Genomic DNA, 24,869 nt, shown 5'->3' on the forward strand with positions numbered 1-24,869 from the left:
TGCGTCCTGCGCCTGGCCTGGCGAGATTTGGCCCGGCAACGCGGTTCGCGATGAAACGGGAACAGACCCTAGCGTAAAAGGGGTACACGAGTCTCGGAGTTGTGCGATGAATCCAACTACTGCATAAACGGACATCGTCAATTACAGCCGGAATCGCTGGGGCAGGTCGCAGCAGTATTGAGTGGGCTTGGCTATGATGCCGCGCAGATCGACGGCATTTTTGGCGACAATTTTCTGCGGGTCGCCCAGGCCACGTGGCCAAAGCGTGCATGCGATCCTTTGCAAACCTGTTAATAAGTTGTCACTTAAATGAACCACGGGCGCCGATTTCGACGCAGGAATAGCCCAGCAAAAGAGTCAATACTCGCATCCGCTAAAACCAAGGACCCCCGTTCATGAAATCCCGATTTTCTCTCAGTTCATCTTTCCTGATTATGTTGTCGCTGACAGGATGCGCAGCGACTATGAATACTCAAAAGCACGATCAGCCTGGAGAAAGCGTGTTTTACGGCAGTTGGCATGTTGCAGGTGTAGCGGTATCAGACTCTGGCGTGCAGGCACTGGGGGATGATGATCCGAGCTTTATGGATCGACGTCTCAGTTTCAATCACGACCAACTTGCATGGAAAGCGTCAGCAGGCTCGACGGAAGATATGTGCAAGGGGCCGGTCTTTCACAAGCTTCCGGCGATGAGTGGGGCTGAACTGGAGCCACAGCTCCGCAAGCTTGGCATGGAAAAAGCCGTACGCTATGGCGTTGAATGCAAATCTGGAAGCTGGGGTCCTCTTAATAAAGAACGCCCGACATTTTTTCTAGCACAGGATGGGTCTTTAGCTCTTTCCTGGTATGACGGCGGACTGCTGAAGCTCGTGCGAGACTGATCACGTAAAGGCTTTTGGCACAGCGCTGTGAGGGGCCTCACCACCGCCTCGCCCGGCTTTTTTACGCCTCGACTTCAGTTCGTTGTATCCACTCTTATCTTTACGCAAATGCAGGTGTATCGTATTCGCCCCTCGCATTTGCTCGCAGATGCGCCCAGTCGTCGTTTTCGAGGTCCCGCCGTTCATGTCCTTTACCCGTCGTCAAATCCTTACAGGCATCGCCGGTCTGGCTGTAGTAGGCCTTGGCGCGGGTGGTGCTTCGCGTTACTGGATGGGGCGTCGCGAGTCGGAGGCCGGTTCGGACTTCGTGCTGATTGCCGCGCCGCTGGACGTCGAACTGGTACCTGGCCACAAGACGCCTGCCTGGGCCTTCGGCGGTTCTGCGCCGGGCACGGAGTTGCGGGTGCGGCAGGGTGAGTGGCTGCGGCTGCGCTTCATCAATCAGTTGCCGGTCGAGACGACCATTCACTGGCATGGCATCCGCTTGCCGCTGGAGATGGACGGCGTGCCTTACGTGTCGCAGTTGCCGGTCAAGCCGGGCGAGTATTTCGACTACAAATTCCGTGTGCCGGATGCCGGTAGCTACTGGTATCACCCGCACGTCAGCAGCAGCGAGGAGCTGGGGCGCGGGCTGGTCGGGCCGTTGATTGTCGAAGAGCGCGAGCCGACCGGGTTTGCCCATGAGCGCACGGTCAGTCTGAAAAGCTGGCATGTGGACGAAGTGGGTGCGTTCACCGAGTTCAGTGTGCTGCGTGAAGCGGCGCGCGAGGGCACGGCGGGGCGGCTGTCGACGTTGAACGGCATTCCGCAGGCGGTGATTGAGTTGCCAGCCGGGCAGATTACCCGGGTGCGCTTGCTCAATCTCGACAATACCGTGACCTATCGACTCAACCTGCCGGACGCTGAGGCGCAGATTTATGCGCTGGATGGCAACCCGGTCAAACCGCGTCCCTTCGGCGACGAATACTGGCTGGGGCCGGGCATGCGCATCTGTCTGGCGATCAAGGCCCCGCCGGCGGGTGAGGAAATTTCGTTGCGTAACGGCCCGGTACGTCTGGGGACCTTCCGTTCGGTCGCCAATAACGATGCGCCGGGGCAGTGGCCGCCCGAGTTGCCTGCCAATCCGGTCGCCGAGCCGGACCTGGATAACGCCGAGAAGATCAATTTCAACGTCGAGTGGGTTGGCTCGGTATCGACCAATACCGACAACGGCAAGCCGCCGAGTCTGTGGCAGATCAATGGTGTGGCTTGGGACATTACCGACAAGACGTGTGCGGATCGCCCGATCGCCAGGCTGACGCTGGGCAAGAGCTATATCTTCGAATTGAAGAACATGACCCAGTATCAGCACCCGATTCATTTGCACGGCATGAGTTTCAAGGTGATCGCCTCCAATCGGCGCAAGATCATCCCGTACTTTACCGACACCTTTTTGCTGGGGCGCAATGAGCGCGCTCGTGTGGCACTGGTTGCGGATAATCCGGGTGTGTGGATGTTTCACTGCCACGTGATCGATCACATGGAAACCGGCCTCATGGCGGCCATCGAGGTGTCGTGATGAGGCAGCCGCAGATCATCGACCGCAGCAAGGATCAGCATTTCATGCGTGAAGCGCTGGCGCTCGCGGCTCAAGGCGCGTTGCTGGGTGAAGTTCCGGTCGGCGCGGTGGTGGTGCAGAACGGCAAGATCGTCGGTCGTGGCTACAATTGCCCGATCAGCGGCAGCGACCCCAGCGCGCATGCCGAGATGGTGGCGATTCGCGATGCCGCCAAGGCGCTGGATAATTACCGGCTGCCGGGCAGTACGCTGTATGTGACGCTGGAACCGTGCAGCATGTGCGCCGGTTTGATCGTGCATTCGCGGGTCGCTCGCGTAGTGTACGGCGCACCGGAGCCCAAGGCCGGGATTGTTGAAAGCCAGGGGCAGTTTTTCAGCCAGGGCTTTCTCAATCATCGCGTGTTGTTTGAGGGCGGGGTATTGGGCGAGGAGTGCGGGGCGATGCTGAGTGAGTTTTTCAGAATGCGCCGGGCGGCCAAAGACGCAAACAAAGCCAAAGCCGACGACTAGAGCGCTGGTTTTTCCGGGCTGCTGGCAGGTTCGGGAGTCGGCGCGGGCGTGGGCTGCGTTTTATCGACGCCCGGCACGTGCAGATTGCCATCGGCGACCTGGCTGCCTTCAAGCTGCGGCTGTGTAACCCAGGTCAGAATGTCGTAGTAGCGGCGAATGTTGGCGACGAAATGCACCGGTTCGCCGCCTCGGGCATAGCCGTAGCGTGTTTTGCTGTACCACTTCTTCTGCGCCAGACGCGGCAGCATTTTTTTCACGTCGAGCCATTTATTGGGGTTCAGCCCCTCGTTTTCAGCCAGTTTGCGTGCATCTTCAAGATGACCGCCACCAATGTTGTAGGACGCGAGAGCGAGCCATGTACGATCCGGCTCTTGAATCTTGTCGTCTAGCTGATCCTTTACGTAGGCAAAATACTTGGCCCCACCCTGAATGCTCTGTCGGGCATCCAGCCGGTTAGTGACGCCCATTGCCTGAGCGGTGTTCTGGGTCAGCATCATCAGGCCGCGTACACCGGTTTTCGACGTCACGGCCGGTTGCCACATCGATTCCTGATAACCGATAGCGGCCAGCAGTCTCCAGTCGACCTTTTCGGTCTTGGCCGATGTCTGGAAATGCTTCTCGTATTTGGGCAGGCGTTCCTGCAAATGCTGGGCGAAGGTGTAGGCGCCGACGTAGCCGAGCACGTCGACATGGCCGTAGTAGCGGTCTTTCAGGCGTTGCAGCGTGCCGTTTTTCTCGACCTTGTCGAGATAGGCGTTGATTTCGTTAAGCAGGCTGTTGTCTTCGCCCGGTGCGACCGCCCAGCGCTGCTCGCGCGCTTCACCCAGGTCGAAGGCCACGCGCACATTGGGGAAGTACACCTGGTTCATCGCCAGCTCGTTGGAGTCGACCAGGGTCAGATCGATCTGGCCTTCATCGACCATGCGCAGGAGATCGACGACCTCGACCGCGTCAGACTCTTCGTACTCGATACGCGGGTTCTGCAGTTTGAGCGCTGCCAGCTGTTCGGCATGGCTGCTGCCCTTGAGCACCACGATGCGCTTGCCCACCAGATCGCCCGGGTCGGTGGGGCGCGACTGGCCGTTGCGGTACACGACCTGCGGCGTAACTTGCAGATAAGAATGCGAAAAACGCGCCTGTTGCCTGCGGTTTGGCGTGTCGATCAAGCCTGCGGCGCCGAGTACCGGGCCTCCCGGCTTGTTCATTTGATCGAAAAGGTCGTCCAGGTTGTCGGCGGTTTCGATCTTCAGTTCGATGCCCAGGTCATCGGCGAAACGCTTGACCAGTTCGTATTCGAAGCCGGTTTCACCGTTGCGATCCTGAAAATACGTCGCCGGGCTGTTACGGGTGATCACGCGCAGAACGCCGTCCTCCTTGACTCGCTCCAGTGTGTTGGGTTTCTCAACACAGGCACCGAGCATCAGGAAGAGTCCGGTTGCGATGAGCCACTTGGCGCAACGTGGGCGGAAGTCTGGTCTGAAGAACATCGGTGCAGTATACGCAAAGCGCACCGGGCGCCATATCTCGACAGTGACGCTTGCGTCTGATAGGCGAAGGCTTTTTGGTGACATTTGTCGCATTTTTTGACGTGGAGCGACATTCGGGCGCACGAGAGGCTGCCGTTTTGGGTGATCCAGGTCACGCTTTAGGCTAGAATACGCGGCCTCAAAGCACACCCCTTCTCGAGGCTGTCCCGAAGATGTTGATCCTGCGCGGTGCTCCTGCCCTTTCTGCCTTCCGCCACAGCAAATTACTAGAACAACTGAAACAAAAAGTTTCAGCTGTCAGTGGCTTGTACGCCGAATTCGCCCACTTTGCGGACGTTACCGACGTTCTGACCCGCGAAGAACAGCAGGTTCTCGACCGCCTCCTGAAATACGGCCCGAGTGTGCCGGTTCAAGAGCCGAGCGGCCGACTGTTTCTGGTGTTGCCGCGGTTTGGCACCATTTCGCCATGGTCGAGCAAAGCCAGCGATATCGCTCGCAACTGCGGTCTGAGCAAAGTCCAGCGCATCGAACGCGGGATTGCCTTCTATGTAGAAGGGCAGTTCAGCGACGTCGAAGCGCAGGCCATTGCCGACAGCCTGCATGACCGGATGACCCAGCTGGTATTGGGTGATCACGATCAGGCCGCTGGTCTGTTCAGCCACGCTCAGCCCAAGCCGCTGACGGCGGTGGACATTCTGGGCGGCGGTCGCGCAGCGCTGGAAAAAGCCAACGTCGAGCTGGGCCTGGCGCTCGCTGAAGACGAAATCGATTACCTGATCACCAGTTTCAATGGTCTGGGGCGCAACCCGCATGACATCGAGCTGATGATGTTTGCCCAGGCGAACTCCGAGCACTGCCGTCACAAGATCTTCAACGCCAGTTGGGACATCGACGGCCAGAGCCAGGAAAAAAGCCTGTTCGGCATGATCAAGAACACGTATCAGATGCACAGTGAAGGCGTGCTGTCCGCTTACAAGGACAACGCTTCGGTGATCGTCGGCAGCGTTGCCGGCCGCTTCTTCCCGGACCCTGAAACCCGCCAGTATGGTGCGGTGCAGGAGCCGGTGCACATTCTGATGAAGGTCGAGACCCACAACCACCCGACCGCCATTGCGCCGTTTCCTGGTGCGGCGACCGGTTCCGGTGGCGAGATTCGCGACGAAGGTGCGACCGGTCGCGGCGCCAAACCGAAAGCGGGCCTGACCGGTTTCACCGTGTCCAACCTGCAGATTCCCGGTTTTGTGCAACCCTGGGAAGTGCCGTACGGCAAGCCCGAGCGCATCGTGACTGCGCTGGACATCATGATCGAAGGCCCGCTGGGTGGCGCGGCGTTCAACAACGAGTTCGGCCGCCCGGCGCTGACTGGCTACTTCCGTACCTTCGAGCAGTCCATCACTACCAGGCACGGCGATGAGGTACGTGGTTACCACAAGCCGATCATGCTGGCGGGCGGTATGGGCAACATTCGCGAAGATCACGTCCAGAAGGGCGAAGTCACTGTAGGTTCCAAGCTGATCGTGCTGGGTGGCCCGGCCATGCTGATCGGTCTGGGCGGCGGCGCGGCGTCTTCGATGGCGACCGGCACCAGCTCGGCAGACCTTGATTTCGCTTCGGTTCAGCGTGAAAACCCTGAGATGGAGCGTCGTTGTCAGGAAGTGATCGACCGCTGCTGGCAGCTGGGCGACCGCAACCCGATCAGCTTCATCCATGACGTCGGCGCCGGTGGTCTGTCCAACGCCTTCCCCGAGCTGGTCAACGATGGCAATCGGGGTGGTCGTTTCGAACTGCGTAACGTGCCGAATGACGAGCCGGGCATGGCCCCGCTGGAAATCTGGAGCAACGAATCCCAAGAGCGTTACGTTCTGGCCGTTGGCGTCGAGGACTATGAGCGCTTCAAGGCCATCTGCGAGCGCGAGCGCTGCCCGTTTGCGGTCGTCGGTGAAGCCACTGCCGAACCGCAACTGACCGTGACCGACAGCCACTTCGGCAACAGCCCTGTGGACATGCCGCTGGAAGTCCTGCTCGGCAAGGCGCCGCGCATGCACCGTTCGGTCGAGCGCGAAGAAGAAATCGGTGATGATTTCGATCCGGGCACGCTGGATATCGAAGAAAGCGTACAGCGTGTACTGCGTCACCCGGCGGTCGCCAGCAAGAGCTTCCTGATCACCATTGGTGACCGCAGCATTACCGGCCTGGTCGCCCGCGATCAGATGGTCGGTCCGTGGCAGGTGCCGGTTGCAGACTGCGCCGTGACCGCGACCAGCTTCGATGTCAATACCGGTGAAGCCATGGCGATGGGCGAGCGCACCCCGCTGGCGTTGCTGGATGCTCCGGCGTCGGGCCGCATGGCAATCGGCGAGACCCTGACCAACATCGCGGCCTCGCGCATCGGCAAGCTGTCTGATATCAAACTGTCGGCCAACTGGATGTCGGCGGCTGGTCATCCCGGCGAAGATGCACGCTTGTATGACACCGTGAAAGCGGTGGGCATGGAGCTGTGTCCAGAGCTGGGCATCACGATTCCGGTGGGCAAGGACTCGATGTCCATGAAGACCCGCTGGAGCGATGAAGGCATCGAAAAAAGCGTGACTTCGCCACTGTCGCTGATCGTCACCGGCTTCGCACCCGTGCTCGACATTCGTCAGACCCTGACTCCAGAGCTGCGCATGGACAAGGGCATCACTGACCTGATCCTGATCGATCTGGGTCGTGGTCAGAACCGCATGGGCGCCTCCATCCTGGCCCAGACCCACGGCAAGCTGGGCCGCGTGGCGCCGGATGTCGACGACGCTGAAGACCTCAAGGCCTTCTTCGCCGTGATTCAGGGCCTCAACGCCGATGGTCATATTCTGTCCTATCACGACCGTTCCGACGGTGGTTTGCTGGTCAGCGCGCTGGAAATGGCCTTCGCCGGTCATTGCGGGCTGAACCTGCACCTCGACGGTCTGGCTGATAACGCCTCCGAGCTGAGCGCGATTCTGTTCAACGAAGAGCTGGGTGCCGTTATCCAGGTTCGTCAGGACGCCACGCCGCTGGTGCTGTCGCAGTTCAGCGCTGCCGGCCTGGCAGATTGCGTCGCTGTCATCGGTCAGCCGATCAACAACGATGAAGTCTCGATCAGCTTCCTGGGCGAGCCCGTATTCAGCGGTCAGCGCCGTCTGCTGCAGCGTCAATGGGCCGAGACCAGCTACCAGATCCAGCGCTTGCGTGATAACGCCGAGTGCGCGGATCAGGAATTCGATGCCTTGCTGGAGGAAGACAATCCAGGTCTGACCGTCAAGCTGGGCTTTGACGTCAACGACGATATTGCTGCGCCGTACATCAAGACCGGCGTTCGTCCTCAGGTGGCTGTGCTGCGCGAGCAGGGCGTCAATGGTCAGGTCGAGATGGCTGCTGCCTTTGACCGCGCCGGTTTCAACGCGATTGACGTGCATATGAGCGACATCCTGGCCGGTCGTGTCGACCTGAACGACTTCAAGGGCATGGTTGCCTGTGGCGGCTTCTCTTATGGCGACGTGCTGGGTGCCGGTGAGGGCTGGGCCAAGTCGGCCTTGTTCAACAGTCGCGCTCGCGATGCGTTCCAGGGCTTCTTCGAGCGTTCCGACAGCTTCACGCTGGGTGTGTGCAACGGATGCCAGATGTTGTCCAACCTGCACGAGCTGATTCCGGGCAGCGAGTTCTGGCCGCACTTCGTGCGTAACCGTTCCGAGCAGTTCGAAGCCCGCGTGGCGATGGTTCAGGTTCAGGAGTCGGCATCGATCTTCCTGCAAGGCATGGCCGGTTCGCGCATGCCGATCGCTATCGCGCACGGCGAAGGCCATGCAGAGTTCCGCAACGACGACGCGCTGCTTGAGGCGGACGTGTCCGGGACTGTGGCTCTGCGTTTCGTCGACAACCACGGCAAGGTCACTGAAAGCTACCCGGCCAACCCGAACGGCTCGCCGCGCGGTATCGGCGGCATGACCACCCTTGACGGTCGCGTGACCATCATGATGCCGCACCCGGAGCGCGTATTCCGCGCCGTGCAGAACTCGTGGCGTCCTGAGGACTGGAACGAAGACGGTGCCTGGATGCGCATGTTCCGCAACGCGCGGGCCTGGGTTAACTAAGGCACATGTACAAGCTCGCGTTCTTTGTTCCGCCGAGCCATGTGGACGGGGTCAAGAGCGCTTTATTCGCCGCTGGGGCAGGGCGAATCGGTGCTTATGATCAGTGCGCATGGCAAGTGCTCGGCCATGGCCAGTTCCGCCCGCTGGATGGCAGTCAGCCATTTATCGGGCAGAGTGGCGAGGTCGAGCGGGTAGAAGAATGGAAGGTCGAGCTGGTCGTGGCCGATGATCTGATCCAGCAGGTGGTGGCGGCTCTCAAACAGAGCCATCCTTACGAAATGCCCGCTTATGAAGTGTGGCGGCTGGAAGATTTCTGAGGCCTGCCCCTGCGCAACACCGCAACTCAGGGCGGACGCAGAGCGTTCAGAACTGCATGTCGACGCAGAGCGTCGCACGACAGTTGATACTATCGTTCCCTACGCTCCAGCGTGGAAATGCAGTTCTGGACGCTCCGCATCCGATCTTGACCTTGCGCCGCCGCGCGCCAATTCCCTGCCATGCTCAAGGTCGAATCTCGATCATCGTCCCGTCTTTCACCAGATCCCAAACCTCGCGCATGTCGTTGTTCTTCAGGGCGATGCAGCCGTTCGTCCAGTCCAGCGTATGGAAATACCATTCCGGGTATTCCTCGTCCACCGGGGTGCCGTGGATCATGATCATGCTGCCAGGTTTGACGCCTTCGCTGCGCGCACGCGCCGCGTCGGTGATGTTCGGGTAGGAAATGTGCATCGACAAGTTGTAGTTGTTACTGGGCTTGCGCCAGTCAAGCCAGTAAAAACCTTCCGGTGTGCGCTGGTCGCCTTCCTGCAGTTTGGTGCCTTTAGGGTTTTTGCCCAGCGAGATGCGATAAGTCTTCAGCGCTTCGCCGCCACTGATCAATTGCAACTGACGGGCTGACTTGAGCACCAGCACCTTGTCGACCTTCTTGCTGGCAATGCTCTCGGTATTGATGACTTTGTTATTGATGATTTTCTGTTCGCTGCCTTTGGGCACGATGGTCTGCGTGAACGCAGCCTGCGACAGCGGTACACATGACAGGCAGAAGAGGGCGAGCAACCAGCGCATTACGATTTTCCTGACGGCCCTTGTTGTAAAAAGCGCCGATGTTGTGTGCGTCTCTGAAATTCAGGTGTCCAGCAGCGGCCTTGACGGGGGCAGGGCGCTGGTGCGAACCGGGTAGTTCTGCCGACGCCGGTCGGCAAAAAAGCACTCCAGCGTATGCCTGACCGTCATGAAGGCCAGGTCGGACCACGGAATGTCAGCTTCGTCGAACAGTTGCACTTCCAGACTCTCGACACCTGCGGCGAACTCGCCTGAGGCCATTTCCGCCCTGTAGAACACATGCACCTGGTTGATGTGCGGCACGTCGATCATTGTATACAAGTGCAGGTCGCTGAGCATCGCGCAGGCCTCTTCAATGGTCTCGCGGCGTGCGGCCTGTTCGATGGTCTCGCCGTTCTCCATGAAACCGGCCGGCAGTGTCCAGAAACCCAGGCGCGGCTCGATGGCCCGCCGACACAGCAGAATTTTGTCGCCAAGTGTCACCAGGCAGCCCGCAACAATGTTCGGGTTCTGGTAATGAATGGTGTGGCAATGCTCGCAGACGTACCGCAGGCGACTGTCGCCTTCGGGAATGCGCTGGATAACCGGGTTGCCGCACTGGCTGCAAAATTTCATGGTTTCAGTCAATAGTGAACGCAGGCGCTATCTTGGCCTGTCGCGCGGCGGCTCGGCAACCCTTCGGATGGTATGAGTTGTCCTCGCAAGGGGTTGGGCGCGACGTTGCTTTTGGTGCATGATGCCAGGCACGCAACAGATCGAGATTTCCCATGCTGGATGAGCTACTTCGCCGTGTAGTCAGTCATACGCCAGAGCCCTTCGACTCGGATCGACAATTCCCCGAGGCTGCCGTGCTGGTGCCTGTCACGCGCAGCGAGCAACCCGAGCTGATCCTCACCCTGCGTGCCAGCGGGTTGTCCACGCATGGCGGTGAAGTGGCGTTCCCTGGTGGTCGCCGCGACCCTGGCGACCCTGATCTGATTTTCACCGCCCTGCGCGAAGCCGAAGAGGAAATCGGCCTGCCGCCGGGGCTGGTCGAAATTATTGGTCCGCTGAGCCCGTTGATTTCCAAGCACGGTATCAAGGTCACGCCTTATGTGGGGGTTATTCCGGATTTCGTCGAATATCGGCCCAATGATGGCGAGATTGCAGCCGTGTTCAGCGTTCCGCTGGAGTTCTTTCGCCAGGACACTCGTGAACACACCCACCGCATCGATTACGAAGGGCGCAGTTGGTACGTGCCCAGCTACCGTTATGGCGAATACAAAATCTGGGGATTGACTGCGATCATGATCGTCGAGCTGGTCAACGTGCTGTACGACACCCGCATCAGCTTGCATCATCCGCCGGAGCGTTCGACGATCCGAGCGGTCCGTCCATGACTTTTCGCACCAACGAGCACGGCCAGCCTGAGGAATCTGCATGAAATACCGCCTGGGGGATTCCCGCGTCCACACCGACCCGCAGAGCTGGGTCGCGCCCAACGCGTTGCTGATCGGCAAGGTCAGGCTGGAGGCGGGTGCCAGTGTCTGGTTCAACGCCGTGTTGCGTGGCGATAACGAACTGATCCATATCGGTGAAAACAGCAACGTGCAGGACGGCACGGTGATGCATACCGACATGGGCTCACCGCTGGAAATCGGTCGGGGCGTAACCATTGGGCACAACGCCATGTTGCACGGTTGCAGCGTCGATGATTACAGCCTGATCGGTATCAATGCGGTCATTCTCAATGGTGCGAAGATCGGGAAATACTGCATCATTGGCGCCAATTCGCTGATCGGCGAGGGCAAGGTCATTCCCGACGGCTCGCTGGTGATGGGCTCGCCTGGCAAGGTGGTTCGCGAACTGACTGACGCGCAGAAGAAAATGCTCGAAGCCAGCGCTGCCCATTACGTACACAACGCCCAGCGTTACGCCCGCGAGCTGGCCGTACAGGAAGATTGATGAGCACTGATTCCGTAGTTGAAAAGCCGGTCCGTTCGCCATGCGTCAGTATCTGCGCGCTGGATGAGCAGGACGTCTGCACCGGGTGCCAGCGCACCGTGAGCGAAATCACCCGGTGGGGCCGGATGAGCAACGACGAGCGCCGTGCTGTGCTGGTGCTGTGCGACGAGCGCGCGAGGGACAGTGGTCTGATGTGGACGATGGGCGGTTGACGCAGATAGTTGAGGCTTGAGTTATCGTTCCTCACGCTCCAGCGTGGGAGAACATTTCTCGACGCTCTGCGTCGCAAAAAGGGCGCGAAGCGTCGCACGATAGTTGAGACGCGTTGAGCTATCATTGCCACCCTTTTCCCAAGCGCGTAACCCGTCATGCTTTTTCTGATCGCCTACATCGGCAGCGTCGTGCTGATCAATTTCGCGTTTTCCAGTGCGCCGCATCTGGACGTCATCTGGTCGGCGTGGGGCGGGTTGGTGTTCGTGTTGCGCGATATGGTGCAGACCCGTTTCGGGCATGGCGCAATTCTCGCCATGCTGATGGCGCTGGTCCTGTCCTATGTCACCAGCGACCCCACCATTGCATTGGCCAGCGCCACGGCGTTCGCGGTGTCCGAGTGCATAGACTGGCTGGTCTTCAGCATCACCAGGCGGCCGCTGCGCGACCGCTTGTGGATCAGCTCGGCGCTGAGCATTCCGCTGGACACCTTTATCTTTTTCGGCGTGATCGACGCCCTGACGGCACCGGTCGTGCTGACCGCGCTGGCCTCCAAGTTCGCCGGGGTCACCATGGTCTGGATGATCATGGCCTGGCGTGCCCGCAACAGTGCCTGCCCCGGCTGAGCCCCGTTTGCCCGGTCTTCGTGGTAAATTGCGCGCCTTTCTCCACAGTGGTTGCTCGCACGACGCGAGCGGCGCTTGATATCTGCCTCACGAGGACCTGAGATGACTCAAATCGGAACTCCACTGTCGCCTACCGCGACGCGCGTACTGTTCTGCGGCAGCGGCGAATTGGGCAAGGAAGTCGTGATAGAGCTGCAGCGCCTTGGTGTTGAAGTGATTGCTGTTGACCGTTATGAAAACGCACCCGCCATGCAGGTCGCGCATCGTAGCCATGTCATCAACATGCTCGACGGTGCCGCACTGCGCGCCGTGATCGAGGCCGAAAAGCCGCACTTCATCGTTCCGGAAATCGAAGCCATCGCCACCGCGACGCTGGTGGAACTCGAGGCCGAGGGTTTTACGGTGATCCCGACTGCGCGCGCTGCGCAGTTGACCATGAACCGCGAAGGGATCCGCCGTCTGGCGGCTGAAGAGCTGAAGCTACCGACTTCGCCGTACCACTTTGCCGACACCTTCGAGGCCTACAGCAAAGCGGTCGAAGACCTCGGTTTTCCGTGCGTGGTGAAACCGGTCATGAGCTCTTCGGGTAAAGGCCAGAGCCTGCTCAAGAGCAGCGACGACGTCCAGAAAGCCTGGGATTACGCTCAGGAAGGCGGGCGTGCCGGCAAGGGCCGTGTGATCGTCGAGGGTTTCATCGACTTCGATTACGAGATTACCCTGCTGACCGTGCGACATATCGGCGGCACTACCTTTTGCGCGCCGGTCGGTCATCGTCAGGAGAAGGGCGATTATCAGGAATCCTGGCAGCCACAGGCCATGAGTCCGGCCGCCCTGGCCGAGTCCGAGCGTGTCGCCAAGGCGGTAACCGAGGCGCTGGGTGGTCGCGGAATGTTTGGCGTCGAGCTGTTCATCAAGGGCGATCAAGTGTGGTTCAGCGAAGTTTCACCACGCCCGCACGACACTGGTCTGGTCACCCTGATTTCTCAGGACCTGTCGCAGTTCGCCCTGCATGCGCGTGCGATTCTGGGCCTGCCGATCCCGTTGATTCGCCAGTTCGGCCCGTCTGCATCGGCTGTGATTCTGGTCGAAGGCCAGTCTAAACAGACCGCGTTTGCCAACCTCGGCGCTGCATTGGCCGAGCCTGACACCGCACTGCGCCTGTTCGGCAAGCCTGAAGTCAACGGCCAGCGCCGCATGGGCGTTGCGCTGGCTCGCGACGAATCCATCGAAGCTGCGCGGGCCAAGGCGACTCGGGCATCGCGGGCAGTTAACGTCGAACTGTAGGCTCAAGTTACAAGCCTCAAGCTGCGGGCTTCAAGAAAGAGCGTCATGCTTCTTCTTGCAGCTTGCAGCTTGCAGCTTGCAGCTCAGTTCATAGCTCCTTGCCTTTCGTCTCCTTCAGGCTCAACACCGCCAGCACGTTGATCAGCGCCGCTACTGATACATACCCGCCTGCCCAGCTCAGTCCGCCCATCGCCACCAGTTTCTGCGCGAAGAAGGGTGCCACCGAAGCGCCGGTATAGCGTACCTGCATGGGAGCAGCTCTGGCAGCAGCATCTACAGCAGAGAGGGGGGCTGGTCATGCGGATTCCCTGACAGTCATTTCGCCGGTCAGCCCTATGCGCGCCCCGGCGAGCGATCACAATTGTGATTGTGGGTGCTGCGCCGAGAAGAGTAACCCGAATGGGCGGACAGGCAATTGAAACGAAGGGGATTGGATTTATTTGAATGTCTGGACCAGTGTGTGATGCCACATGGCTACACGGGTGACGCGGTTTTCTTCGGTCTCCAGAATCTCCAGCCGATAGGGTCCGATCTTCAGGCAAACCGCAGCTTCCGGGATGGTTTCCAGAGCTTCGGTGACCAGGCCATTGAGGGTCTTCGGCCCGTCGCAGGGCAAGTGCCAGCCCAGGCTCTTGTTCAGTTCGCGGATAGAGGCAGCCCCTTCCACTTCAAGGCGGCCGTCTTCCTGGCGTTTGATGTGAGGATTATCCAGTTTCTGCTCGTGTTCGAACTCACCGACGATTTCTTCGAGGATGTCTTCCAGGGTCACGATACCCAGCACTTCGCCATATTCATCGACCACCACGCCCAAGCGCCGCTGCTGCTTGTGAAAATTCAGCAGTTGCAACTGCAACGGAGTGCTTTCCGGGACGAAATAAGGCTCATAGCAAACCGCCAGTAACTGCTCCTTGGTCAGGGTTGCCTTAGGCAGCAGGTGGCTGATATCGCGGGTGTTGATGATGCCTTGCACCTGATTGATATCGTTGTGATAGACCGGCAGGCGCGTGTGACGGGAAATGATCAGACGCTCGATGATCAGCTCGATGGAGTCGTCGAGGTTGACGCCATCCACTTCATTGCGCGGGATCAGGATGTCATTGACGGTGATGCTGTCCAGCGCACGTATGCCCGACAGCACATTGGTGCGCGGGTTGTGTTCCTGAACGATTTCATTTCTGGCAGGCTTCTGCGTGTCGTCTTCGAAGTTCTGATCCTGCTGCGGCACGTGGTGCGACAGGAAAGGTCGCAGCAGGGCCTTGGCGATCAGGTTGAAGATATAGGCCAATGGCCAGACGAGCTTCATTGGAATGCGCAACACCCCGTTACCCAGCATCAGCGTCGAGACAGGATGGCGGTTTGCCAGGCGACGCGGGACGTATTCGGCGAACACCAGCATGACGCTGACAGTGCCCAGCCAGGCCACGGTCGGGCCGTCATAGAGCCAGTAACTGGCGGCGATCAGGGTGGTGATGACTGTGATCAGCACCCTGATCAGCGTATTGACGAGGATCAGGCTGTTCAGGTTGAACGCCAGATCAGGCAGCGCTGCGGTATTTTCGGGGCGGCTGGCGGCGCGCATCGTTTTGAGCTGGTGGTGCGCGGCCTCGACGGCGGTCAGCAGGCTGGCCCAGAGAATCAGCAGGGTCAGGACACCAAGCAGCGGGCCAATGGGCAGATTATCCATGATCAGAGCCCGTCAGATGTGCAGAATGAATTCACGGACCAGCTTGCTGCCGAAGTAGGCCAGCATCAGCAGGCAGAAACCGCCCAGCGTCCAGCGAATGGCCTTGTGCCCGCGCCAGCCGAGACGATTGCGTCCCCACAGCAACACGCTGAACACCACCCACGCCAGACAGGCCAGCAAGGTCTTGTGCGCCAGATGTTGAGCGAACAGGTTTTCAACGAACAACCAGCCGGAAATCAGTGACAGCGACAGCAGTATCCAGCCCGCCCAGAGGAAGCCGAACAGCAGGCTCTCCATGGTTTGCAGTGGCGGAAAGTTCTTGATCAGCCCGGAAGGGTGCTTGTGCTTGAGCCGGTAGTCCTGCAACAGCAGCAGCAAGGCCTGAAACGCGGCGATGGTGAACATGCCGTAAGCCAGCAGCGACAGCAGAATGTGGCTGAGGATGCCCGGCTCTTCCTGAATCGGCTGCACCGTGCCACTGGGCGCGAACTGCGCCAGCAGCACGGTGACCATGCCGAGCGGGAACAGCAGCACCAGCAGGTTTTCTACCGGAATACGCGAGATAGCGATCAGGGTCACGGCAATCACCGACGCGGCGATCAGGCTGGCCGAGTTGAAAAAGTCCAGGCCAAGGCCGGCAGGGCGCGCCAGCTGGGAGTAAAGACCGATGGCGTGCGCGATTACGGCCAGCGCGCCGAGCAGGCAAAGCAGCCGTTTGTCGGGCCTGGCGGTCTGGCTCAGGCGCAAGCCCTGATAGACGGTCGCAGCGGCGTAAATGATGGCGGCGGCGAGGCTGGGAAGCAGGCTGGGTGGCAAAGGGGACATAGATCCTGATGGACGGGCCTGAAAAGACGCTGAGTTTCGCATAGAACCGGCGAATCACGAAAGACCATAGAAGCAGTATGCGTGGTGTCCGTGCGGCAGAGTCTTCGCTATAATCCGCGACCTGCTCACGCCGCAGGCTCGCCGAGCACTATTTCTGCATTACGGGCCGGGCCGCATCAACCGGGGTTCGACGAGAGCCTGAAAGGATCGCGCATGTTTGAAAATCTGACTGACCGCCTCTCGCAGACGCTGCGCCATGTTACCGGCAAGGCCAAGCTGAACGAGGACAACATCAAGGATACCCTGCGCGAAGTGCGTATGGCGCTGCTTGAAGCCGACGTCGCTTTGCCGGTGGTGAAGGACTTCGTCAACAGCGTCAAGGAACGTGCGGTCGGCACCGAGGTGTCGCGCAGTCTGACGCCGGGCCAGGCGTTCGTGAAGATCGTCCAGGCCGAACTCGAAAGCCTGATGGGCGCCGCCAACGAAGATCTGGTGCTCAACGTCACGCCGCCGGCCGTCATCCTCATGGCAGGTCTGCAGGGTGCGGGCAAGACCACCACGGCAGGCAAGCTGGCGCGCTTCCTCAAAGAGCGCAAAAAGAAAACCGTGATGGTGGTGTCGGTCGACGTATACCGTCCCGCCGCTATCAAGCAGCTCGAAACGCTGGCCAACGACATCGGTGTCACCTTCTTTGCCTCCGATATCAGCCAGAAGCCGGTCGAGATCGCTCAGGCTGCTATTAAAGAAGCGAAACTCAAGTTCATTGACGTCGTCATCGTCGATACCGCCGGTCGTCTGCACATCGATGTCGAGATGATGGGCGAGATCCAGGCGCTGCACGCTGCGGTCAAGCCGGCTGAAACGTTGTTCGTGGTCGATGCCATGACCGGCCAGGATGCCGCCAACACCGCCAAGGCCTTTGGTGACGCGTTGCCACTGACCGGCGTGATTCTCACCAAGGTCGACGGTGATGCGCGAGGGGGTGCGGCCCTGTCGGTGCGCGCAATCACCGGCAAGCCGATCAAGTTCATCGGTATGGGCGAGAAGAGCGAGGCGCTGGAGCCGTTCCACCCGGACCGTATCGCCTCGCGAATTCTAGGCATGGGCGACGTGCTCAGCCTGATCGAGCAGGCCGAACAGACCCTCGACAAGGACAAGGCCGACAAACTCGCGAAAAAGCTCAAGAAGGGCAAGGGCTTCGACCTCGAAGACTTCCGCGATCAACTGCAGCAGATGAAGAATATGGGCGGCCTTGGCGGCCTGATGGACAAACTGCCGAGCATCGGTGGCGTCAATCTGTCGCAAATGGGCAATGCTCAGGGCGCTGCCGAGAAACAGTTCAAGCAGATGGAAGCCATCATCAACTCGATGACGCCGGCCGAGCGTCGCGATCCGGATCTGGTCAGTGGCTCGCGCAAGCGCCGTATCGCCATGGGCTCGGGTACGCAGGTTCAGGATATCGGGCGTCTGATCAAGCAGCACAAACAGATGCAGAAGATGATGAAGAAGTTCTCCGCCAAGGGCGGAATGGCGAAAATGATGCGTGGCATGGGTGGAATGTTCCCCGGCGGCGGCATGCCGAAAATGTAATTGAGTCGCGTGCAAAGCACTTTGCACGCGTTCATATCGGGGGGTGACCCCCGGCCAGCCCGCGTTATGCGGGCTTTTACCTGCTGTCACACCGACAGCTTCTTGGCAAATCTGGATGGCATGTCGATAGGCGCCGGAAAAAGACATTTGCAAAAGTCGGGATATTCCTTAGAATATGCGGCCTTTCGGGCACCTATGCCCGCTGTGCATCTTAGATTTGCAGCACCGACTACAGGAACGATGTTCAATGCTAACCATCCGTCTTGCCCTTGGCGGCTCCAAAAAGCGCCCGTTTTACCACCTGACCGTAACCGACAGCCGCAATGCTCGTGACGGTTCCCACAAGGAACAGGTTGGTTTCTTCAACCCGGTTGCCCGTGGTCAGGAAATCCGTTTGTCCGTTAACGAAGAACGCGTCAACTACTGGTTGAGCGTTGGTGCACAAACTTCCGAGCGCGTTGCCCAGCTGCTCAAAGAGCACAACAAGACCAAGGCCGCGGCCTGAGTCTTATGAACGCGACGCCTGCATCTGCCGACGATCTGATCGTCATTGGCAAGATTTACTCGGTTCATGGCGTTCGCGGCGAAGTGAAGGTTTATTCCTTTACTGATCCGATTGGAAACCTGTTGGACTACAAAACCTGGACGCTTCGGCGCGAAGGCAGCGTTGAGAAACAGGTGGAGCTGGTCAGTGGACGCTTGCAGAGCAAGTTCCTGGTCACAAAGCTCAAAGGTCTCGATGATCGTGAGGAAGCCCGTCTTCTATCCGGCTACGAAATCTGTGTGCCGCGTAACCTGTTCCCTGATCTGGACGATGGCGAGTACTACTGGTACCAGCTTGAAGGCCTCAAGGTCATTGATCAACTCGGGCAACTGCTCGGGAAAATCGATCACCTGCTCGAAACCGGTTCGAACGATGTAATGGTTGTAAAGCCCTGCGCGGGCAGCCTTGATGATCGCGAACGCCTGTTGCCCTATACGGAGCAATGCGTGTTGGCAGTCGACATGGGTGCTGGCGAGATGAAGGTGGATTGGGACGCGGACTTCTGAATGCCATGGCCAGCCTGCGCATAGAAGTCATCAGTCTGTTTCCCGAGATGTTTTCCGCCATCAGCGAATACGGCATAACCAGCCGTGCGGTGAAACAAGGGCTGTTACAGCTGACTTGTTGGAATCCGCGGGATTACACCACTGATCGCCATCACACTGTGGATGATCGCCCATTTGGCGGTGGTCCGGGCATGGTGATGAAGATCAAGCCTCTCGAAGATGCTCTGGTTCAGGCCAGGCAAGCGGCAGGGGATGCGGCGAAGGTGATTTACCTGTCGCCACAAGGCCGCCAGCTGAATCAGTCTGCGGTACGCGAACTGGCGCAGGAGGAAGCGATTATCCTCATCGCCGGTCGTTATGAAGGCATTGACGAGCGTTTTATTGATGCTCATGTCGATGAAGAGTGGTCGATTGGTGACTATGTTCTTTCCGGTGGCGAGCTGCCGGCGATGGTCCTGATTGACGCGGTTACGCGGCTGCTGCCTGGAGCTTTAGGGCATGTGGACTCCGCGGAGGAAGATTCCTTCACGGACGGTCTGCTGGATTGCCCGCATTACACCCGACCTGAGGTGTATGCGGATCAGCGTGTTCCCGACGTGTTGCTTAGTGGCAATCACGCGCACATCCGGCGTTGGCGTTTACAGCAGTCCCTTGGGCGGACCTATGAACGACGCGCTGATCTTCTGGAAAGCCGCTCGCTTTCTGGAGAAGAGAAGAAGCTGCTGGCGGAATACATCCGCGAGCGGGACGATAGTTAACGTATCGATGGTCGATCCAGACGGATTACCTTAGGAGCACCAGCATGACTAACAAAATCATTCTTGCCCTCGAAGCAGAGCAGATGACCAAAGAGATCCCTACCTTTGCACCGGGCGACACCATTGTCGTTCAGGTAAAAGTGAAGGAAGGCGACCGCGCTCGTCTGCAAGCATTCGAAGGCGTTGTCATTGCCAAGCGTAACCGTGGCGTGAACAGTGCTTTCACTGTTCGTAAAATCTCCAACGGTGTTGGCGTTGAGCGTACTTTCCAGACTTACAGCCCGCAAATCGACAGCATGGCTGTGAAACGTCGCGGTGACGTTCGCAAGGCCAAACTGTACTACCTGCGTGACCTGTCCGGTAAAGCAGCTCGCATCAAGGAAAAACTGTCCTGATACAGTTTTTCGATGCATAAAAAAGGCAGCCTCAGGGCTGCCTTTTTGCTGTCTGCTGTTTGATGATTCGCTCCTGCCGTATCTCCACACGTAAAGAGTAAAAATGGCTGCCATCGACCACCCGCTGATTGACCAGTTTCTCGACGCGCTCTGGCTCGAAAAGGGCCTGTCCGATAACACCCGTGATTCATATCGCAGCGATCTGGCGCTGTTCAACGGCTGGTTGCAGGAGCGCAACGTTGATCTGCCCAGCGCCGGGCGCGAGGTGATCCTCGATCATCTTGCGTGGCGCGTGGACAACGCCTACAAGCCGCGTTCCACCGCGCGCTTTCTGTCCGGTGCGCGTGGCTTCTACCGCTACCTGCTGCGCGAAAAGCTGATTGCTGTCGACCCTACCTTGCAGATCGACATGCCCCAGTTGGGCAAGCCGCTGCCCAAATCCTTGTCCGAAGCCGATGTCGAAGCGCTGTTGGCTGCTCCCGACCTGAGCGAACCCATCGGCCAGCGCGACCGTGCGATGCTGGAAGTGCTGTACGCCTGCGGATTGCGCGTGACCGAACTGATCAGCCTGACACTGGAACAGGTCAACCTGCGCCAGGGCGTACTGCGAGTGATGGGCAAGGGCAGCAAAGAACGGCTGGTGCCCATGGGTGAAGAGGCCATCGTCTGGGTCGAACGCTACCTGCGCGGGGCCCGCGACGAGTTGCTGGGCGCAAAGCCCAGCGACGTGCTGTTCCCCAGCACCCGCGGCGATCAGATGACCCGGCAGACCTTCTGGCATCGTATCAAGCACCAGGCGACGGTTGCCGGTATCGGCAAGTCCCTGTCACCGCATACCTTACGTCATGCTTTCGCCACCCATTTGCTCAATCATGGCGCCGATTTACGTGTGGTGCAGATGCTGCTGGGGCACAGCGACCTGTCGACGACCCAGATCTACACCCATGTGGCGCGCGCACGGTTGCAGGAAATCCATGCGAAGCACCACCCGCGCGGCTGATTTCGCGCTTGACTGGCGAAAAGTCTTACGTCTGTGCAGGACGGTCTTTAAGCCCTTATGTGATAGGCTTTGCCGGTTTCGCAGATCAAGGCTGGCACCCTGTTTTTCGCAGTCGTCCGTCTGTCCGCCGTCATAGGAGTTTTCATGCGTTTGTCTCAGATTTTTGCCGCCGCCGCTGTCATGCTGGCCGGCACCTTCAGTATGTTTGCCGCGGCGGATGCCGCTCCCGATCAGGCCATTCGCAAGACGCTGGAATCGCTCGAGCTGGAACTGCCGGTCGAAAGCATTTCGCCGAGCCCGATGAATGGCCTTTACGAGGTCAAGCTCAAGGGCGGCCGCGTGCTGTACGCCAGCGCTGATGGCCAGTTCGTGGTGCAGGGTTACCTGTTTCAGGTGCAGAACGGCAAGCCGGTCAACCTGACCGAGAAGACCGAGCGTCTGGCCATTTCCAAGACCATCAATGCCATCCCGTTGACCGATATGGTGGTGTATCCGGCGGTCGGTGAAACCAAGTCGCACATCACAGTGTTCACCGATACCACCTGCCCGTACTGCCATAAGCTGCATGAAGAAGTCGCTCAGCTGAACAAAATGGGGGTCGAGGTTCGTTACATGGCCTTCCCGCGTCAGGGGCTCGGTTCTCCGGGTGACGAGCAGTTGCAGGCCGTCTGGTGTTCCAAAGACCGCAAAAGTGCCATGGATCGCATGGTCGATGGCAAGGACATCAAGGCTGCCAAATGCGACAATCCGGTCAGCAAGCAATATGAAATCGGCCAGTCGATCGGCGTGAACGGTACGCCGGCGATCGTTCTGGCCGATGGTCAGGTGATTCCGGGCTACCAGCCTGCTGCTCAGGTTGCCAAACTGGCAATGGGCGCCAAATAACCCTGCGTCGTCAAGGCCGCCTCATGAGCATGAGGCGCACGCTTTTCGGCGCTTCGTCAGATTTGTAGTCGTATGGCGACATGCGGCGGTTTTTCACAGTCGACTCAGGTTCGGCTGTTTTTCGGGGAGTTCATCAGTGAAACCGGTCAAAGTAGGCATATGTGGGCTGGGTACTGTCGGTGGCGGTACTTTCAACGTACTTCAACGTAACGCCGAGGAGATTGCCCGCCGCGCCGGGCGTGGAATCGAAGTTGCGCAAATTGCAGTTCGTACACCAAACCCCAACTGCCAGATTGCCGGTACGCCTACGACCAGCGATGTGTTCGCCGTTGCGAGCAACCCTGAAATCGATATCGTGGTCGAACTGATCGGCGGCTACACCCTTGCCCGTGAACTGGTCCTCAAGGCCATCGAAAACGGCAAGCACGTGGTCACCGCCAACAAGGCGCTGATCGCGGTGCACGGCAACGAAATTTTCGCCAAAGCGCGTGAGAAGGGCGTGATCGTGGCGTTCGAAGCTGCGGTTGCGGGCGGTATTCCGGTCATCAAGGCCATCCGTGAAGGCCTGTCGGCAAACCGCATCAACTGGGTTGCCGGCATCATCAACGGCACTGGCAACTTCATCCTCACCGAAATGCGCGAGAAGGGCCGCACGTTCCCGGATGTGCTGGCTGAAGCCCAGGCGCTGGGTTATGCCGAGGCCGATCCGACGTTCGACGTCGAAGGTATCGACGCGGCGCACAAGCTGACCATTCTGGCCTCCATCGCCTTCGGCATTCCGTTGCAGTTCGACAAGGCCTACACCGAAGGCATCACCAAACTGACCACCGCAGACGTGAACTACGCCGAAGCGCTGGGTTACCGCATCAAGCATCTGGGTGTGGCGCGCAGCACGGCTCAAGGTATTGAACTGCGTGTGCACCCGACGCTGATCCCGGCCGACCGCCTGATCGCCAACGTCAACGGCGTGATGAACGCGGTCATGGTCAACGGTGATGCCTCCGGTTCGACATTGTTCTACGGGGCTGGCGCAGGTATGGAGCCGACTGCGTCGTCGGTCGTGGCCGATCTGGTGGATGTGGTGCGTGCGATGACCTCCGACCCGGAAAATCGCGTGCCTCATCTGGCCTTCCAGCCCGATTCTCTGTCTGCGCATCCGATCCTGCCGATCGAGGCGTGCGAAAGCGCCTATTACCTGCGGATTCAGGCCAAGGATCATCCGGGCGTGCTGGCTCAGGTGGCGAGCATCCTGTCCGAGCGCGGCATAAACATCGAATCGATCATGCAAAAGGAAGTCGAAGAACACGACGGCCTGGTGCCGATGATTCTGCTGACGCACCGTGTCGTGGAACAACGCATCAACGATGCCATCCAGGCGCTGGAAGCGTTGCAGGATGTGGTTGGCCCGGTAGTCCGTATTCGCGTCGAACATCTTAATTAAGGCAGCGGCAAGCGGTCAGCTACAAGTTACAAGCTACAAGCTACACGCCAGTCGTGCAGCTTTCATCTTGCAGCTTGCAGCTTGTACCTTGCAGCTCAAACCGAAGGTTTGATCCCATGCGCTATATCAGTACTCGCGGGCAAGCGCCTGCATTGAATTTCGAAGACGTGCTGTTGACTGGTCTGGCCAGCGATGGTGGCCTCTACGTGCCGGAAAACCTGCCGCGTTTCACTCAGGAAGAAATTGCCTCCTGGGCCGGCTTGCCTTACCACGAACTGGCGTTCCGGGTGATGCGCCCGTTCGTGACCGGCAGCATCCCGGATGCCGATTTCAAGAAGATTCTCGAAGAAACCTACGGCGTGTTTGCCCACAGCGCTGTTGCGCCACTGCGTCAGCTCAACGGCAACGAGTGGGTGCTTGAACTGTTCCACGGCCCGACCCTGGCATTCAAGGATTTCGCACTGCAATTGCTCGGTCGCCTGCTGGACTACGTGCTGGCCAAGCGTGGCGAGCGCGTGGTGATCATCGGCGCCACCTCGGGTGACACCGGTTCTGCGGCTATCGAAGGCTGCCGCCGTTGCGACAACGTCGACATCTTCATCCTGCACCCGAACAATCGCGTGTCGGATGTTCAGCGTCGGCAGATGACCACCATCTTCGGCGATAACATTCACAACATCGCAGTAGAAGGCAACTTCGACGATTGCCAGGAGATGGTCAAGGCCAGCTTCGCCGACCAGAGCTTTCTCAAGGGTACGCGTCTGGTCGCTGTCAACTCGATCAACTGGGCGCGAATCATGGCCCAGATCGTCTACTACTTCCATGCATCGCTGCAGCTGGGCGGTCCGGCGCGTTCGGTGTCGTTCTCGGTGCCCACCGGTAACTTTGGCGATATCTTCGCCGGTTACCTGGCGCGCAACATGGGCTTGCCGATCAATCAGTTGATCGTCGCCACCAACCGCAACGATATCCTGCACCGCTTCATGAGCGGCAATCAGTACGTCAAGGAAACCCTGCACGCCACGCTGTCGCCGTCCATGGACATCATGGTGTCGTCTAATTTCGAGCGACTGTTGTTCGATATGCACGGGCGCAATGGCGCGGCGATTGCCGAGCTGATGAGCAACTTCAGGCAGGGTGGCGGTTTCAGTGTCGAGGAAGAGCGCTGGACCGAAGTCCGCAAGCTGTTCGACTCGCTGGCGGTCAGCGATGAGCAGACCTGCGAAACCATCATTGACGTGTTCACCAGGACCGGCGAGTTGCTGGACCCGCACACCGCGATCGGCGTCAAGGCTGCGCGTGAGTGCCGTCGTAGCCTGGATACGCCCATGGTGATTCTGGGAACGGCACACCCGGTCAAGTTTCCCGAGGCAGTCGAGAAAGCTGGTGTAGGAAAAGCGCTAGAGCTACCTGCACATCTGTCTGATTTGTTCGAGCGCGACGAACGCTGCACCGTACTGCCAAATGACCTGAAAGCCATACAGGCCTTTGTCAGCCAGCATGGAAACCGCGGCAAACCGCTCTGATAGAAGCGTTGTGTAACAACTTAAGGCCCGCCATATGGCGGGTCT

The 24,869-nt window shown here is 59.1% G+C and carries 23 protein-coding genes and 2 pseudogenes; 19 read left to right on the forward strand and 6 right to left on the reverse strand.

Features of this window, described 5'->3' with window-relative positions; all coding sequences use genetic code 11:
- Positions 1-395: 395 nt before the first annotated feature.
- From ABJ99_RS19780 to tadA, 3 genes are all read left to right on the forward strand, one after another.
- Complete coding sequence (locus tag ABJ99_RS19780) at positions 396-881, forward strand: hypothetical protein (RefSeq protein ID WP_054087251.1); 486 nt, start codon at positions 396-398, stop codon at positions 879-881.
- Positions 882-1,065: 184 nt separating this feature from the next.
- Positions 1,066-2,439 carry a multicopper oxidase family protein gene (locus ABJ99_RS19785; protein WP_054087367.1) on the forward strand — a complete coding sequence of 458 codons (1,374 nt, stop codon included), beginning with the start codon at positions 1,066-1,068 and terminating at the stop codon, positions 2,437-2,439.
- A complete protein-coding gene (gene tadA / locus ABJ99_RS19790) occupies positions 2,439-2,948 on the forward strand; it encodes a tRNA adenosine(34) deaminase TadA (RefSeq protein WP_054087252.1) in 510 nt (169 codons plus the stop codon). Before ABJ99_RS19785 ends, tadA begins: the two co-directional genes overlap by 1 nt.
- Here tadA and mltF read toward each other — a convergent pair.
- Positions 2,945-4,435, reverse strand: coding sequence for a membrane-bound lytic murein transglycosylase MltF (gene mltF, locus ABJ99_RS19795; RefSeq protein WP_080378230.1), 1,491 nt, complete (start codon positions 4,433-4,435; stop codon positions 2,945-2,947). The genes tadA and mltF overlap by 4 nt on opposite strands.
- Positions 4,436-4,647: 212 nt before the next feature.
- Here mltF and purL point away from each other — a divergent pair, with 212 nt between their 5' ends.
- On the forward strand, positions 4,648-8,544 hold the full coding sequence (purL, locus tag ABJ99_RS19800) for a phosphoribosylformylglycinamidine synthase (RefSeq protein ID WP_054087254.1): 3,897 nt from the start codon (positions 4,648-4,650) through the stop codon (positions 8,542-8,544).
- A 5-nt stretch (positions 8,545-8,549) separates the two neighbouring features.
- Positions 8,550-8,861 (forward strand): divalent cation tolerance protein CutA, encoded by a 312-nt coding sequence (gene cutA, locus ABJ99_RS19805; protein ID WP_054087255.1) that lies wholly within the window; start codon positions 8,550-8,552, stop codon positions 8,859-8,861.
- Between the two features lie 184 nt (positions 8,862-9,045).
- On the opposite strand, the pseudogene ABJ99_RS19810 reads toward cutA, so the two are convergent.
- Positions 9,046-9,465: pseudogene (locus ABJ99_RS19810) on the reverse strand (L,D-transpeptidase family protein); the annotation flags it as partial.
- 204 nt (positions 9,466-9,669) lie between these two features.
- Entirely contained in the window at positions 9,670-10,221 is a 552-nt protein-coding gene (locus ABJ99_RS19815) for an NUDIX hydrolase (RefSeq protein ID WP_054087257.1), read from the reverse strand.
- A 152-nt stretch (positions 10,222-10,373) separates the two neighbouring features.
- Here ABJ99_RS19815 and ABJ99_RS19820 point away from each other — a divergent pair, with 152 nt between their 5' ends.
- The 5 genes from ABJ99_RS19820 (at position 10,374) to purT (ending at position 13,670) form a co-directional block, all read left to right on the forward strand.
- Positions 10,374-10,985: a CoA pyrophosphatase gene (locus ABJ99_RS19820; RefSeq protein WP_007250083.1), complete on the forward strand. Its 612-nt coding sequence runs from the start codon at positions 10,374-10,376 to the stop codon at positions 10,983-10,985.
- A 40-nt stretch (positions 10,986-11,025) separates the two neighbouring features.
- Entirely contained in the window at positions 11,026-11,550 is a 525-nt protein-coding gene (locus tag ABJ99_RS19825) for a gamma carbonic anhydrase family protein (RefSeq protein WP_054087258.1), read from the forward strand.
- Entirely contained in the window at positions 11,550-11,762 is a 213-nt protein-coding gene (locus tag ABJ99_RS19830) for a DUF1289 domain-containing protein (protein WP_054087259.1), read from the forward strand. The genes ABJ99_RS19825 and ABJ99_RS19830 overlap by 1 nt, the downstream gene beginning before the upstream one ends.
- 156 nt (positions 11,763-11,918) lie before the next feature.
- Entirely contained in the window at positions 11,919-12,386 is a 468-nt protein-coding gene (locus tag ABJ99_RS19835; RefSeq protein WP_054087260.1) for a VUT family protein, read from the forward strand.
- A 102-nt stretch (positions 12,387-12,488) separates the two neighbouring features.
- A complete protein-coding gene (purT, locus tag ABJ99_RS19840) occupies positions 12,489-13,670 on the forward strand; it encodes a formate-dependent phosphoribosylglycinamide formyltransferase (RefSeq protein WP_054087261.1) in 1,182 nt (393 codons plus the stop codon).
- Positions 13,671-13,758: 88 nt separating this feature from the next.
- Here purT and ABJ99_RS28400 read toward each other — a convergent pair.
- From ABJ99_RS28400 to ABJ99_RS19850, 3 genes and pseudogenes are all read right to left on the reverse strand, one after another.
- A pseudogene (locus ABJ99_RS28400) lies at positions 13,759-13,940 on the reverse strand (MFS transporter); the annotation flags it as partial.
- 166 nt (positions 13,941-14,106) lie between these two features.
- Entirely contained in the window at positions 14,107-15,354 is a 1,248-nt protein-coding gene (locus tag ABJ99_RS19845) for a transporter associated domain-containing protein (RefSeq protein WP_054087262.1), read from the reverse strand.
- Positions 15,355-15,366: 12 nt separating this feature from the next.
- On the reverse strand, positions 15,367-16,179 hold the full coding sequence (locus tag ABJ99_RS19850) for a cytochrome C assembly family protein (RefSeq protein WP_054087263.1): 813 nt from the start codon (positions 16,177-16,179) through the stop codon (positions 15,367-15,369).
- A gap of 213 nt (positions 16,180-16,392) precedes the next feature.
- Here ABJ99_RS19850 and ffh point away from each other — a divergent pair, with 213 nt between their 5' ends.
- From ffh to thrC, 9 genes are all read left to right on the forward strand, one after another.
- Positions 16,393-17,769, forward strand: a complete 1,377-nt coding sequence (ffh, locus tag ABJ99_RS19855; RefSeq protein WP_054087264.1) for a signal recognition particle protein — start codon at positions 16,393-16,395, stop codon at positions 17,767-17,769.
- Between the two features lie 247 nt (positions 17,770-18,016).
- On the forward strand, positions 18,017-18,274 hold the full coding sequence (gene rpsP, locus ABJ99_RS19860; protein WP_002552521.1) for a 30S ribosomal protein S16: 258 nt from the start codon (positions 18,017-18,019) through the stop codon (positions 18,272-18,274).
- Positions 18,275-18,279: 5 nt separating this feature from the next.
- Positions 18,280-18,819 carry a ribosome maturation factor RimM gene (rimM, locus tag ABJ99_RS19865; protein ID WP_054087265.1) on the forward strand — a complete coding sequence of 180 codons (540 nt, stop codon included), beginning with the start codon at positions 18,280-18,282 and terminating at the stop codon, positions 18,817-18,819.
- A 5-nt stretch (positions 18,820-18,824) separates the two neighbouring features.
- On the forward strand, positions 18,825-19,577 hold the full coding sequence (gene trmD, locus ABJ99_RS19870) for a tRNA (guanosine(37)-N1)-methyltransferase TrmD (protein ID WP_002552523.1): 753 nt from the start codon (positions 18,825-18,827) through the stop codon (positions 19,575-19,577).
- 44 nt (positions 19,578-19,621) lie between these two features.
- Complete coding sequence (rplS, locus tag ABJ99_RS19875; protein WP_002552524.1) at positions 19,622-19,972, forward strand: 50S ribosomal protein L19; 351 nt, start codon at positions 19,622-19,624, stop codon at positions 19,970-19,972.
- A 103-nt stretch (positions 19,973-20,075) separates the two neighbouring features.
- The gene (xerD, locus tag ABJ99_RS19880; protein WP_054087266.1) at positions 20,076-20,972 is read left to right on the forward strand and encodes a site-specific tyrosine recombinase XerD; all 897 of its coding nucleotides are present in this window, start codon (positions 20,076-20,078) and stop codon (positions 20,970-20,972) included.
- Positions 20,973-21,116: 144 nt separating this feature from the next.
- Entirely contained in the window at positions 21,117-21,857 is a 741-nt protein-coding gene (gene dsbC, locus ABJ99_RS19885) for a bifunctional protein-disulfide isomerase/oxidoreductase DsbC (protein WP_054087368.1), read from the forward strand.
- A 136-nt stretch (positions 21,858-21,993) separates the two neighbouring features.
- The gene (locus ABJ99_RS19890) at positions 21,994-23,298 is read left to right on the forward strand and encodes a homoserine dehydrogenase (protein ID WP_054087267.1); all 1,305 of its coding nucleotides are present in this window, start codon (positions 21,994-21,996) and stop codon (positions 23,296-23,298) included.
- A gap of 116 nt (positions 23,299-23,414) precedes the next feature.
- Positions 23,415-24,824, forward strand: coding sequence for a threonine synthase (thrC, locus tag ABJ99_RS19895; RefSeq protein WP_054087268.1), 1,410 nt, complete (start codon positions 23,415-23,417; stop codon positions 24,822-24,824).
- The last annotated feature ends 45 nt before the right edge of the window (positions 24,825-24,869 follow it).

The organism is Pseudomonas syringae pv. cilantro, assembly GCF_001293775.1.
GTDB lineage: Bacteria > Pseudomonadota > Gammaproteobacteria > Pseudomonadales > Pseudomonadaceae > Aquipseudomonas > Aquipseudomonas syringae_P.